The organism is Mesorhizobium sp. WSM4842, from assembly GCF_055901575.1.
In genome coordinates this window covers 6,273,674-6,287,271 of record NZ_CM148372.1, presented here as the reverse complement: position 1 = coordinate 6,287,271, position 13,598 = coordinate 6,273,674, and the positions used below count along the sequence as shown (strand labels likewise).

11 protein-coding genes are annotated in these 13,598 nt (G+C 63.1%); 2 read left to right on the top strand and 9 right to left on the bottom strand.

Annotation, left to right across the window (positions count from 1 at the left end; genetic code table 11):
- Positions 1 to 5 precede the first annotated feature (5 nt).
- The 9 genes from AC0NIE_RS30465 to AC0NIE_RS30425 all read right to left on the bottom strand — a co-directional run bounded on the left by AC0NIE_RS30465 (position 6) and on the right by AC0NIE_RS30425 (position 10,749).
- Positions 6 to 1,085: an ATP-binding protein gene (locus AC0NIE_RS30465; RefSeq protein ID WP_473486067.1), complete on the bottom strand. Its 1,080-nt coding sequence runs from the start codon at positions 1,083 to 1,085 to the stop codon at positions 6 to 8.
- Between the two features lie 18 nt (positions 1,086 to 1,103).
- On the bottom strand, positions 1,104 to 2,549 hold the full coding sequence (locus tag AC0NIE_RS30460) for a DUF5691 domain-containing protein (protein ID WP_473613641.1): 1,446 nt from the start codon (positions 2,547 to 2,549) through the stop codon (positions 1,104 to 1,106).
- Complete coding sequence (locus tag AC0NIE_RS30455; RefSeq protein ID WP_473486065.1) at positions 2,546 to 3,946, bottom strand: SWIM zinc finger family protein; 1,401 nt, start codon at positions 3,944 to 3,946, stop codon at positions 2,546 to 2,548. Before AC0NIE_RS30455 ends, AC0NIE_RS30460 begins: the two co-directional genes overlap by 4 nt.
- A 285-nt stretch (positions 3,947 to 4,231) precedes the next feature.
- Complete coding sequence (locus AC0NIE_RS30450; protein ID WP_473486064.1) at positions 4,232 to 5,512, bottom strand: amylo-alpha-1,6-glucosidase; 1,281 nt, start codon at positions 5,510 to 5,512, stop codon at positions 4,232 to 4,234.
- Between the two features lie 60 nt (positions 5,513 to 5,572).
- Complete coding sequence (locus AC0NIE_RS30445) at positions 5,573 to 6,613, bottom strand: ABC transporter ATP-binding protein (RefSeq protein WP_473486063.1); 1,041 nt, start codon at positions 6,611 to 6,613, stop codon at positions 5,573 to 5,575.
- Positions 6,614 to 6,634: 21 nt separating this feature from the next.
- A complete protein-coding gene (locus tag AC0NIE_RS30440; RefSeq protein ID WP_473486062.1) occupies positions 6,635 to 7,477 on the bottom strand; it encodes a carbohydrate ABC transporter permease in 843 nt (280 codons plus the stop codon).
- Entirely contained in the window at positions 7,474 to 8,319 is an 846-nt protein-coding gene (locus AC0NIE_RS30435) for a carbohydrate ABC transporter permease (protein WP_473486061.1), read from the bottom strand. The genes AC0NIE_RS30440 and AC0NIE_RS30435 overlap by 4 nt, the downstream gene beginning before the upstream one ends.
- A 70-nt stretch (positions 8,320 to 8,389) precedes the next feature.
- Positions 8,390 to 9,655 carry an ABC transporter substrate-binding protein gene (locus AC0NIE_RS30430; RefSeq protein WP_473486060.1) on the bottom strand — a complete coding sequence of 422 codons (1,266 nt, stop codon included), beginning with the start codon at positions 9,653 to 9,655 and terminating at the stop codon, positions 8,390 to 8,392.
- A gap of 35 nt (positions 9,656 to 9,690) precedes the next feature.
- On the bottom strand, positions 9,691 to 10,749 hold the full coding sequence (locus AC0NIE_RS30425) for a substrate-binding domain-containing protein (protein ID WP_473486059.1): 1,059 nt from the start codon (positions 10,747 to 10,749) through the stop codon (positions 9,691 to 9,693).
- 218 nt (positions 10,750 to 10,967) lie between these two features.
- On the opposite strand from AC0NIE_RS30425, the gene AC0NIE_RS30420 reads away from it, so the two are divergent.
- Positions 10,968 to 11,942 (top strand): sugar-binding transcriptional regulator, encoded by a 975-nt coding sequence (locus AC0NIE_RS30420; RefSeq protein ID WP_473486058.1) that lies wholly within the window; start codon positions 10,968 to 10,970, stop codon positions 11,940 to 11,942.
- A gap of 44 nt (positions 11,943 to 11,986) precedes the next feature.
- The gene (locus AC0NIE_RS30415) at positions 11,987 to 13,432 is read left to right on the top strand and encodes an ABC transporter substrate-binding protein (RefSeq protein ID WP_473486057.1); all 1,446 of its coding nucleotides are present in this window, start codon (positions 11,987 to 11,989) and stop codon (positions 13,430 to 13,432) included.
- Positions 13,433 to 13,598: the final 166 nt, after the last annotated feature.

Here is a 13,598-nt window from a genome sequence, read left to right as displayed (position 1 = left end):
ACGCGTCAGATCGCTGCGTTCAAGGCCGCATAGTAGCCGGCATAGTCAGGCCGCTTCTTGAGCACTGTTTCCAGATATTCCTCAAGCACTGCCTTGTCCTGTACCGGGTCTTTCACGATCGCGCCGACAAGGCTGGCGGCGAGACCTTCGGCGCCGAGCTTGCCGCTGTCGAACCACGCCGCCTGGCTCAGCCCGCCAACCATCGTCGCGATCGCCTCGGCGGTCGACAGCGAGCCCGAGGGCGTCTTCAGCGTCACCTTGCCGTCGGCGGTCGCACCGGACCGCAATTCACGGAAGATGGTCAATACCCGGGCTATCTCCTCGCCGGCATTTTTCGGCACCGGCAGGTCGAGCCCGCCGGCCATCTCATCGACCCGCTTGGAGACGATCGCCACCTCTTCAGCCATGTCTTCCGGCAATGGCAGCACCACGACATTGAAGCGACGCTTGAGTGCCGAGGAGAGTTCATTCACACCTTTGTCCCGGTTGTTTGCCGTGGCGATGATGTTGAAGCCGCGCTGGGCATAGATCGATGTGTTCAATTCCGGGATCGGCATCATCTTTTCGGAAAGTACGGTGATCAGCGTGTCTTGCACATCCGAGCCCATGCGCGTCAGTTCCTCGAGCCGGCAGAGCTTGCCGGTCTGCATGGCGCGGTAGAGCGGCGTCGGCACCAATGCTTGCTGGCTCGGGCCCTTTGCCAGAAGTTGTGCATAGTTCCAGCCATAGCGGATCTGGTTCTCGTCGGTGCCGGCCGTGCACTGCACGATCAGCGTCGAGTCGCCCATGATGGCGGCGGCCAGATGTTCCGACACCCAGGACTTGGCCGTTCCGGGAACGCCGAGCAGCAACAGTGCGCGGTCGGTGGCGAGCGTTGCCACCGCGGTCTCCATCAGTCGGCGGCGACCGACATATTTTGGCGTTACCGGCGTGCCGTCACCGGCCTTCCCGCCCAGCAGATAAGTCAGCACAGCTTGTGGCGAGAGGCTCCAGCCGGCAGGCTTTTGTCTGTCGTCACTGCGGGCCAGCGCCTGCAATTCAGAGGCATAGGCCTGCTCGACCGGGAGACGGATGGCAGCGTTCATATGAATTCTCCGGATTGATCATGTGTCGGTTCTAGACTGATGTTCGGCCAGCGCCGCGTTGAGACGCAGGACACTGAGTGATGGGGCTGCGGGCGGCATGCCGGCTGCGACGACCTGGTCGATCAATTTTGCTGCTGTGGTCGCCGTGGCAAGGAAGCCGATCGTTTCCAGTATATCGTCGGCGCCCCGGCGCATGGCGTCGTCGTTTCCCGCAACGGCGGAACGCAGCGCCGCAAGAGCCGACCCATTCGAAAGATCGTCCCATTCCAGCCAGCCAGCATCAATGCCTTCCGCCAGATTGATCGCGTTGAGGTAATTCGCTTGCTTGAGGATCAGCCGGACGAGGGCTCGTTTTCTGCGACTGTCCAGGCGCGGCGTGAGGTGCAGTACGAACAGCGCTGGCTTGCCGCCATCGGCGACAAGTGCGTCCGTCATATGCGTCACCGCGGCGTCGCTCCCCGAAGCGGCGACCATTCGTGCGATCAGGATGTCAGCGTTGTTGTCGGCGCCGAATTGCCAGGCTCCTATGAACTCAGGTTCGGTAGCACTGAACCGCGCGGCCAGGTCGACCAGATTGCAGGTCTCGAACAATTCGGCGCGACGCTTTTCCTGCGCCGGCGATTTCAACTTCGCCGGCGTGTAGATGCTGCGGCGGCGGATGAAGCCGGATTTGCCTTCGCTGATGAAAGCGGCGAGTTCAGCTGCGGGATCATCCGGTCCGCCATCGTTTGAACGGCCGTGCTCCCCCAGCCTTGCCAGCAGCCGGCCAGCCAGTTCACGCACCTTGCCGGACCTGTCGGCGGAGAGGCTTTTAAGGAACGGCGCGTCCTCAGGATTCAGGCCGAAGCGCATGAGCTCAATGAGCGCAAGCCTGACCTCGGCGGGCTCGCCCGACGCCTTGACCTCGACCAGCATTCGGGCCGAAGCCGGTTCACTGCGGCGCATGTCTGCCAGCGCGATGCGACGCGCGGCGGGATAGAACTCATCCCAATTTTCCGCCGTCAGTTTCTCTTGCGGGGCATGTTTCTCCCCGTCCAGGCTTGCTTGCCAGTCGATCCAGGGAGCGTAGACGTCCGGACTGTTCTGATCCGACGCGACGGGCATCCAGTCCATCGGATGGAGGACAAAGCCGCGGCTGGCGACAAGCGTCACCACGCGCGTCTTGCGTCTCGCGTCGGCGGCGTGTTTCAGAGCGGCTCTCAACAGCGGCCGCAACCGCTCCGGCAGCATAGGGAGCGCAAGTCTGGGCAGCGGCGGCCGGCGCTTGAGCGTCTTCGGCGCCGCCGGCCGCAGGGCGACGTCGAGCGCCTGTGCTGCGATTGCCAGGAGCCGGCGCTCCTGCTCGTCGGGACTTGTACCGCCGGCGATTGTCTTCCAGGCGGTCGGAGCCAGATCGAAGGTGGCTCCGCCGGTGATCCAGCAATCGCGCATTGTCGCCAGGCCAGTTTGCTCGCTCTCATTCACGACAGGTCAAGCCTCCCGAACCCGCTTTGCGCCGCCAGGAGGTCAAGCCTGGCGCCATCCCAGAGCGCTGCCGTGGCCGCAAGGTCGAGGCCGAGCAATGTTTGATTGACAGCGCCAGCGATCGGCAACGCTATCCCTTGCGGATCATCCGCACCCTGCCACCAGCCTGTGCCGCGGTCATCGACCAGGATCGCACCAGGCGGCAGCAAGAGAGGACAATCGGTAATCCAAGGCGCTGCATCCTGATAGGAAGCATGCCCGGCGAGTGGGTCCTTTGTAGCGCTCAAGCTGAAATCAGGCCATGCGCCGGACATCACTTCACCCATGCGTTCCGCCACCAGTGCGCGCAGCGGTTTGCGGGCTGGATAGAAGACCAGCCGGGCATCGAAACGATCACCCGGAGCAAAAGCGTTGGACCGGCGTCCGGCAGAAGCCGGAAAATAATCGAGCAGCACGGCAAATTGCGGGGTAGTGCTCTTCAGATCGAGCAGCCAGGTCGAATGGCTGACGAGACCGTCACGGCGGCTCTCGATCTTCTCGCCCAGAACCTCCCAGAAGCTTTCGACCTGTCTTGCATCGGGACTGGCCAGAACCTGTTCGCGGGTTTCCGATGTCGATACGAGGCGCTTCAATTCGGGATCATCCGGCGCCGCCCGCCACGCCTTGGCCAGCAGCACAAGCTTGCCGAGCTCGCGGATCGCCGCATCCGGTTTTTCCTCGCCGCGCAGCGCCATCAGCCGCGATGGGATCTCGTCGATGCGACCGGCAAGCGCGGTCGCCTTCATGTCGACCAGCCGCGCGGCAATCCGGCGGCAACGGTCGCTGCTGCCGTCGACAAACCCGGAAAGACCAAGCCGCAACTGATCGGCGATCCATTGATCGAGTTCATCGAGCGCCGCCGACACTGCTTGTCGTGTGTCTTCCGCCCGCTTGCGCTGCGCTGCCTCGCGACGCTCCACCGCCGCAACGTCTTCGACGGCGGCGTTTTCGTCCGTCCGTGCGGCGTCATCGATGCTTTTGGCTGCCGCACCTTGTATCGACTGCGCTGGCGCTGGCGTCGTCTTCCTGCGCCTGCCAAGCCAGTCATTCACCCATTCCGGCGAGGATTCGGCCGCGGCAAAACTGGCTGGTGCGGTGGCGGCAATCCACATCAGGGCCAGCGTGTGCTTGCACGGGAATTTTCGCGACGGGCAGGTGCATTTGTAGCCGTGATCGCCCGTGTCGACCACCACCCGATATGGATTGGAGCCGGAGCCCTGGCATTCACCCCAGATGAGCGCCTGCTGCTCATTCTTTTCGAGCCGCGGCCAGTTCGATCGCTTGGTCAGCTTGGAGGCGGCGCTCAGCGACGCCTGATCGGGAGCAAGCGCCTCAATGGTCTTCAAATCGAATTCCAAGCCGCGCCCCTCGTGACTCGAACCAAACCCCTGTCGCCAGGATAGATAGCCGTTTGTGAAGAATTATTGTAGCTCTCGTGAAGCGAAGATTGATACGTCTCGGCCCCTATTCTCCTAATGTGCCCGAATCCGCCTGATCCGCAAGCGAGGTCCGCCGTCATTCGGCGGGCAGAGCATTTCCAGCAAAACGCTGCGTTTGGCGTCGGAAGCCCAGTTGTGCGCTCAGTGGACGGGGCAGGCCTTGGCGGCCCGTTCAGGTGGGGTCGCCTGAAGCAAAGAGGGGCGTCAGCCTCTGCTCTTCAGGAACTCGATCACCATTGCCGCCGTCCAGGTGAAACGGCCGCCGCCGAGCGGTTCGCCGCTGAGCGGGTCGTAATATTCGGCAAAGCCGCTATCGGCGATGAGGTCGAGGCTGGACTGGGTGATATGCCGGGCGACATCAGCATAGCCGGCAGCGCCAAGGCCGTCGGCGATCATGTAGTTGACCACCAGCCAGACCGGCCCGCGCCAATAGCGCTTGGCGTCGAAGCGCGGATCATCGAGGTCGTGCGACGGGACGATGTAGCCTGCCTTGCCGGCGATACGCTCGATGGTGGCGGCGATTGCAGCGATACGGGGTTTCGGGATGGCCGAGAAGACCGGCAGGATGCCTCCGACGGAGGCGCTGTCGACGAGCTTTCCGGCGACGCGGTCGAGGCAGAGATATTGGCCGTAGGTATCGCTCCACAGCCGCTCCATCGCCGAAAGCCCTTTTTGGGCGCGGCTGCGGTTAGCGTCGGCGATCTCCATTTCGCCAAGCGTCTCGGCGAGATCGGCAAGGTCGGCCGCTGAGCGGATCAGGATGGCGTTGAAGCCGGGATCGACGATCTGGAAGGGTGAGGCATCGTGCAGCTTTGCATTGTCCCAGCCAAGTGCGCGAAAATGCTGCAGCAGCCAGAGGTAGCGGTCATATTGCGCCTTGGTCGGCCGGTGCGCCGGGTCGGCATGCAAGGTGTCGCGGCGCGTATAGGGCTCGACGCCTTCGGTCGGCACGCGCTCGAAGGCATGGTCCCAGTCGATGGAATTGTCGCGGCCGGACTCCCATGGATGGATAATGGCGACCAGTCCTTCGTCTCTTGGATCGCGGTTTTCGTAGAACCAGCGATGCCAGGCGTCGATCTTCGGCAGCAGCGCGCGGGCGCGCTCGGCGGCCAGTTTCTTGTCCCTGGCCCGGTCGAACAGGCGGCGAACGGCAAAGCCCGCCACCGCCGGCTGGGTGATGCCGGAGGTGGCAGTCGGGCGATTGGTCCTCCAGACCTCCGGTCCGGGGAAATAGCTGTCGTTCAGGATATGGAAGACGATATGCGGCACCATGCCGTCCGGCCATTGATGGGCGAACAGCGTCTCGATCTCGGTCCAGGCGCGCGCCTCGTCATAGTGGGCAAGACCGAGCGCGGTCAGGCAGGAATCCCAGTTCCACTGGAACGGATAGAGGCCCTTGGTCGGGATGGTATAGTCGCCGTGGTCGTTTTCCCTGAGCACCTCGACGGCACGGGCGATGGTTTCGTTGACGGCAAGAGAGATCATTGAAGCGTTCGTACTTTCAGGATTGAAGGGCGTTGGCGCGATTGAAGGGCGTTGGCGGGATCAAAGGGCGTTGGTGGTTTCAGGATCGAACCAGCGGATGCGATCGGCTTTGGGCGCAAGTCGCAGGTGGTCGCCGACGGCGATCGGGGCATTCGATTCGAGGATGGCGCGAAACAGCCCACCCTCGACATCGCAGGTGACCAGCGTGTGCGGACCGAGCGGCTCGACGACGCGCACGGTGGCATGCAGCCCCTCGTCACCTGCGTCGACATCTTCGGGGCGAATGGCGAATTCAATTTTGTGCTTGTCCGATTTGGGACCGGGCAGCGTCAGGCCGGCGACGGTCCAACTGCCGTTCGCAGTCTTCGTCGCGGGGATGAAATTCATCGGCGGACTGCCGATGAAGGAACCGACGAAGCGTGCGGCCGGATTGCGATAGACCTCGACCGGCGAGGCGGCTTGGACGATGTGGCCCTGATGCATGACGGCGATGCGGTCGGCGAGGCTCATCGCCTCGACTTGATCGTGAGTGACATAGATGGTGGTGGTCTTGGACGCGGCGAGCACACCCTTGAGTTCGGCGCGCATTTCGAGCCTGAGCAGCGCGTCGAGATTGGACAGCGGCTCGTCCATCAGGATGACGTCGGGCTCCATGGCGAGTGCGCGGGCCACCGCTACGCGCTGGCGCTGGCCGCCGGAAAGCTGGCCCGAATAGCGTTTCAGCAATTGTTCGATATGCATGAGCTCGGCGGTGCGGGTGACGCGGCGTTCGACCTCTTGCTGCGGCAATTTCTTCATGCGCAAGCCGAAAGCGATGTTTTCGAACACTGTCAAATGCGGAAAGACCGCATAATTCTGGAACACCATGGCGATGCCGCGGTCGCGCGGCGGCAGATGATCGACGCGACGGCCGCCGATCCAGACCTCGCCCTGGCTCGGCGTTTCCAATCCGGCGACGATCCTGAGCAATGTCGTCTTGCCGCAGCCCGAGGCGCCGAGCAGCACCATGAACTCCTGGTCGGTGATGGTGAGGTCTATCGAATGCAGCGCGGTGAAGCCGCCGAAGCGTTTGGCCACTTGTTTTATGGCGATCTCAGCCATCGGCTTTCTCCCTATCGCGCGTCATCGGTTGGCGATTCCCCACATGGCGAACAGGTACTTGCGGACGGCGAAAATGAAGATCAGCGCCGGGATGACCAGTGCCGCCCCACCGGCGAATTTGAGGTAGAGCGGCGACTCGCCGAGGCTCTGCAGCAGGAAGGCGGTCAGCGTCCGGTTCTCTATGGTGAGCACGGCGGCGGCAAACACCTCGTTCCAGGAGATGGTGAAGGCAAAGACCGCCGAGGCCGCGATGCCGGGCAGTGCCAGCGGCAGGATGACCTTGCGAAACGCCTGCAAGCGGGTGCAGCCGAGCGTCCACGCCGCTTCCTCGAGCTCCACCGGAATGCCTGAGAACAGCGAGAAGGTGATCAGCACCGCGAAGGGCAGAGCCAGCGTGGTGTGGACCAGCGCCAGCCCGATGGCGGTATCGTCGAGGCCGGTGCGGATGAACATCACCGCAAGCGGCAGCGCCAGCAGCGGCAGCGGAAAGGCGCGGGTCATCAGCACCAGGAAGCGGAACGTGCCCTTGCCCGGAAAATCGAAGCGCGACAGCGCGTAGCCGGCGGGCGCGCCGAAGCCGATCGAGAGGATCATCGTCAGCGTGGCGATGAGGACCGAGTTCCATAGCGCTCGGCCGACGCCGGCGAAATTGATGAAGAAAGACAGGGTGCCGAAATCGAAGGAAGGGAAGAAGCGTTTCGGAAAGGCAGTGACCGCTTCCGGCGACGACAAGGCATTGACTATCAGGAGATAGATCGGCAGCAGCACCCAGACCGATAGCAGGATGACGGTGGCGACCAGCAGCCAGTTGCCGGCCTTGCGGGTCGCGGGCGCGGCGATTGGCATCTCTGCGACGGTGCTCATATGCGCGCTTCCTTCGGCACGCGCAGCACCCGCAGGAAGAACAGCGTGAGGCCGACCGAGATGGCGAGGATGAGCAGGGCGAAGGCGGCGGCAACGTTGCGATCCTGCAGCGAGAACTGCCAGTTGTAGGTCTCACCCATCAATACCGGCAAATTGGTGCCGCCGAGCGCCGCCACCACGGCGAAAACCTCGAAGGCGAGGATGACGCGCAGGATGATCGCCGTCTGCAGGCTGGGGCGCAGCAAGGGCAGCGTGATCTTGACGAAGCGGCTCCACGGGCTCGCGCCAAAGACCTCGGCCGCCTCGTGATATTCCCGGGGGATGAGCCCCATGCCGGCGACCAGGATGACCATCATGATCGCAGTCGCGCGCCAGATCTCGGCCAGTATCACTGCGACGAAGATGGTCAGCTTGCTCTGGTAGCCGAGGAACATGACGGGCCTGTCGACGAGGCCGAGGTTCGACAGCAGAGTGTTGAGGAAGCCGGACTGGTCGAAAATGGCGAGCCAGATCAGCCCAGCGGCGAGATCGGAGATGCCGAGCGGAATGGCGAAGATGTAGAGCGCCGCACCCCGCCCGGTTTCGAGCCTGGACACGACCGTAGCCATCAACAGCGCCATAACCAGCTGGATCGGCACGACGATGGCTGCGAGCAGGATGGTGTTCCAGAAGGCGACCGGGAATTTCCAGTTGCCGGTCATGGTGCGAAAATTGTCCAGCGTGAAGCCGCCGTCACGGGTGAAAGCCTCAAAGGCGACCAGCGCGAACGGGTAGAGGAAGAAGACGCAAAGGAACAGCGTCGCCGGCATCAGCAGCAGATAGGGCAGGGCCTTGCCGTGCATGGCATGTCCTTTGGCGTGGTGCGGCTGGCGCCCGGAACGCGACAGATTCCGGACGCCCCTCGGGAGGATTCTAGTCAACCGGGCAGGCACCTTCGGACGGCTTATCGGGTGCCCAGCACGGTGCCTTGGCCTGGTCGATGAGGGCCTTGAGCGCCGTCGCCTGTTCCTCGATCACGCCACGCACATCCTGGCCACCGAGCACGATACGCTCGAAACTGTCGACATAGACCTGGTTGAACTTGCCGCCGAGATCGCCGAGCCCCATCGGCAGCAATGCCGGCAGCGCATCCGGCGCACCGGTCATGGTGGCGATCACCGGGCCGAAGGCTTTCACCGAGGCCGGCATGTCGTCGGGCAGATTTACGTCGACCACGGGGAAGAAGTTGGTGGCCTTGAGCGTCGCGATCTGCGTTTCCGGCTTCAGCATATAGGCAACCAGCGCCTTGGCCTTGTCCATGTCCGGCGAGGTCTTCGGAATGGCGACGCCGGCGACCACCGGCATGTAGCCGCGACCCGCCGGGCCGGCCGGCGCCGGGAAGGCGGCGAACTCGTCGGGCCTCTGGTTGAACGCATCGGCAAGCCGCGCCACGTGGTCGAACGCCACCCACACTTCGCCGGTCAGCAGCGGCTCCTGCATGAAGGCATAATTGGTCGAATTCGGGTTGGTGTACTGCCACAATTCCTTGAACTTGTTCCATGCGGTCTCGGCCTCCGCCGAGCGGAACTTGGTCACCATCGAGCCGGTGTAGGACGGATAGAGAAAACCCTCGAAGAAACGGTGCTTCAGCCCCTTCGGTCCGGCCGGGAAGCCGAATTTCGGCGAGCCGGTCTTCTCGGCGATGTTCTTCGACCATTCGATCAGCTGGTCGTAAGTGATTTTGTTGAGATCGGCGCCGGCCGGCAGATATTGCAGCGCCTGCTTGTTGGCCGCCATCAGGAAGGTAGCCTGCATCCACGGCAGATATTTCTGTTCGTTTGTGCCGAGCATGCCGAGCTTCTTGTAGGCTTCGTTGAGCTTGACGCCGCCGACGTCGACGCCGGACAGATCGACAAGGTTCGCGCCGACCGTGGAGAAGTCGCCATGCAGGCCGCCGAGCACGCCGATGGTGCCGGAGCCGGCCTGCAGCTCGGCCTGGAGGCGGGTGAGCCAGGGCCCGTCCTCGGCGACTTGGTAGTCGACCTGGCCGTCAAACGACTTCAGCACTTCGCTGCGCATTTTCTGCGTCTCCTCCACAGGCCGCGCCTGCGTCGACCAGAACAGCACCTGGGCCTGCGCGCCGCCGATCGACATCGACAGCGCGAGTGCGGCGCCTGCCAGTGTCTTCAACGCATTCATCGTGGTCTTCCTCCCTGGTTGTGCGCCGCCCGGCTTCAGTTTTGTCCTGTGGGTGCCGGTCCTATGGGTGCCGGGCCATGGCTTGCCCGCGAAACCAATGTCGGCCGGATCAGCCGTGTCAGCGGCGCGGCGGACTTGTCGCCGATGACGGTCAACAGCATCTCGCCGATCTCGCGCGCGCATTGGCGGATCGAGGCATCGAATGTGGTGAGGCCGGGCGGCGCATAGGCCGAGGCCGCGATGTTGTCGAAGCCGATGACGGAGAGGTCGCGAGGGATGACCAGGCCGGAACGGGCAGCCTCTTCCATGACGCTGAGCGCCAACTCGTCGAACAGCGCGACGATAGCCGTCGGCCGCTCGGCGGCATGCAGCAGCCGGTTGATGGCCTGGATGCGGGCGCCGCGATCGAAGCGGGGCGCCGTCACCACATCGAGCCTGACCGACGGATCGCCTCGGCGCGTGATCGCTGCGGCGAGCCCGTCTTGCCGCAGATGGCGAAACGTCATCGGCTCGGCGATCGTCACCAGGCCGAAATGGCGGTGCCCGAGATCGTAGAGCATGTTGAAAGCTTCACCAAAGGCGTGCGCGCCATCGGTGTCGAGCCAGTTGTAGGCGAAGTCGGTGTCGAGCAGCCGGCCATGGGCGACGAATGGGAAATTGCGCTGGCGCAGATAGGCGAGCCGTTCGTCGACCTCGGCGATGCGGGTGACGACGACGCCATCGGCGCGTCCGGATTCGACAACATGGCGAAGCACGGAAAGTTCCGACTGGCCTTGCGCCGCGGCGGCGAGGATCAGATCGGTGCCATGCGAAACCAGCCCTTCGCCGAGCCCGGTGACGAATTCGCCAAGGAAGGAATCGACCAGATTGGGGCCGCGGATCGGCAGCACCATGCCGACAAAGCCGCTGCGGCCGGAGACCAGCGTGCGGGCTGCCGTGTTGGGCACGTAACCGGCCTGGCGCGCGGCTTCAGAGACGCGCTCGCGCGTCTTCAAGGCGATCTGCTGATGACCGGCAAGCGCCCGCGACACCGTGGTGATCGACAGGTCGAGCTGCGCGGCAAGTTCCTTGAGCTTGGTGACGCGAGCCGGCACCGTTCCTCCCAATCGAAGTGTTTGAAGCGTTTGTAATGGGTTCCAGTCACATTGCAAACGTTTTAAATCCTTGGCCGGGGGCAATGAGGTGTTGATCGCGCTACAGCGGGCCGAACCCTGTTTTTGGCCTTAGCGTGATTTGAACCACGCGGCGCTTGACTCCGGCGGCGGCTTGTGAAAAATTTTGCATCAACTGATAAAAATATCTTAGGGCGGAAATGGTTGGTTTTGGAAACGGCCTGCTGCGCGACGATGAAACCAGTATGGCGACGCGTGCCGCCTGGCTTCATTATGCCGGCGGCCTGACCCAGTCGGAGGTCGCCAAGCGGCTTGGCCTGACCAGCCTCAAGGCGCATCGCCTCATCACCAAGGCCAATCAGGAAGGGCTGGTCAAAGTCTATATCGACGGCGAAGTGTCGGAGTGCGTCGCGCTTGAGGACGAATTGTCCAGCCGCTACGGTCTCAACTATTGCGAGGTCGTTCCTGACTTCGATGGCGAAGACCTGCCGCTCAAGGCGCTCGGCATTGCCGGCGCGCAGTTTCTCAAGCGTGAGATCGAACGCGGCGAGGACACGCTGATTGGCGTCGGTCATGGCCGCACGCTAGCCGCCTGCGTCGAATATCTGCCGCGCATATCTGCCGAAAAGACCCGCTTCGTCTCACTGCTTGGCGGCCTGACGCGCAAGTTCTCGGCCAATCCGCACGACGTCATTCACCGCCTGGCCGAACGGACCGGCGCGGAAGCCTATGTGATGCCGGTGCCGATGTTCGCCAACACGGTCGAGGATCGAACCGTGCTGCTCGGGCAGAAGGGCATCAGTGAGGTCTTCGATCTCGGCAAGGCCGCCGACCTGCTCATTGCCGGCATCGGCACCGCCGAGCGCGAGGCGTCGCTGGTCGCCACCGGCATGATCGAAAAGGGCGAAATGGAAGAGATCCGCCGAAAGGGCGGCGTCGGCGAACTGCTCGGCCATTTCTTCGACGATGCTGGAAAGGCGGTCGAGACGACGCTTTCCAACCGGGCGCTGGCGCTGGCGCGCGAAGACATCAGCAATCGCAGGATTGTCGCCGTTGCCGGCGGCAAGGTGAAGGTTCGTGCCATTAAATCGGTGTTGGAGGGCCGCTATCTCAAGGGCTTGGTCACCGATGAGCGGACGGCGCGATCACTCGTGGAGCAGACGCCGGTCGGGTAGCCGGCAGCCATTCGATTGAAACTACCCTGTGGAGGAGAAGACACATGCATGAGAAAGAAAAAGACCTGATCGATGCGTTCCTGCGCGGACAAGTTGATCGTCGTGGGCTGATCAAGGGTCTTGGCGCGATGGGCCTTGCCGCTGGCACGGCCGGCACGCTGCTCAATCTGGGGCAGACCCGTGCGCTGGCGGCGGACTTCGACTGGCAGGCGCACAAGGGCAAGACCATCAAGCTCTTGCTCAACAAGCATCCTTACGCGGATGCGATGATCGCCAACCTTGAAAACTTCAAAAAGTTGACCGGCATGGAAGTCGTCTACGACGTCTTCCCGGAGGATGTCTATTTCGACAAGGTCACCGCTGCGCTGTCGGCCAGCTCGCCTGAATACGATGCCTTCATGACCGGCGCCTACATGACCTGGACCTATGGCCCGGCCGGCTGGATCACCGACCTTAACGAGTGGATCAAGGATCCGACCAAGACCAACGTGAACTATGCCTGGGACGACTTCCTGCCCGGTGTCAGGAAGTCCTGCGCCTGGAACGGTCAGCCTGGCGGCGTGCTCGGTTCCGACGACGCCAAGCAGTGGTGCATTCCGTGGGGCTTCGAACAGAACAACATCACCTACAACAAGGGTATGTTCGACAAGGTCGGCGTCAGCGTTCCCGGCAATATGGACGAGATGGTCGCTACGGCGGCCAAGCTCACCAAGGATGTCGGTGGCGGCGTCTACGGCATCGGCGTGCGCGGCTCGCGCTCCTGGGCGACGATCCATCCCGGCTTCCTGTCGGCTTACGCCAATTTTGACCAGAAGGACCTGAATGTCTCGGCCGACGGCAAATTGTCGGCCGCGATGAACACCGCCGAATCCAAGGCATTCCACAAACAGTGGGTCCAGATGATCCAGGAGAGCGGCCCCAAGGACTGGTCGACCTACACCTGGTATCAGGTCGGCACCGATCTCGGCGCCGGCGCCTCGGCGATGATCTACGACGCCGACATCCTCGGCTACTTCATGAATGGCGGCGACAATAAGATGGCCGGCAAGCTCGCCTTTTCAGCCTTCAAGGCCAATCCCGCCGCCAAGGCGCCGACGCCCAACATCTGGATCTGGTCGCTGTCGATGTCCAATTTCTCGAAGGACAAGGACGCCACCTGGTACTTCATGCAATGGGCATCCGGGCCCGAGCATGCACTGTTCGGTGCGACCAAGATGGACTTCGTCAATCCGGTCCGTCAGTCGGTCTGGAACGACCAGATGTTCCGCGAGAGGCTGAACAAGAGCTATCCGGGCTATGTCGAGATGTTCGACGTTTCGGCGCCCGGCGCCAGCATCAAGTTCACCCCGCAGCCGCTGTTCTTCGATCTCACCACCGAATGGGCGGCGACGCTGCAGAAGATGGTGGCCAAGGAAGTGCCGATCGACGAAGGCCTCGACATGCTGGCCACCAGCGTCGACGGCCAGCTCAAGGAAGCCGGGCTCGGCTGAGTCCTGGCGGCCGGCTGACCCGCTTCTGCGGGCCAGCCGGCCATTCCACTGCGAAGCGGCGCCTGGAGCATCAGACCCAAAAGTGGAGACCGGTTTTGGGAAAATCCGATGCTCAAACACTGGCGGTGCCGCCACTCGCCCAACCGGCCGCCTAGCTCCCTGGGCG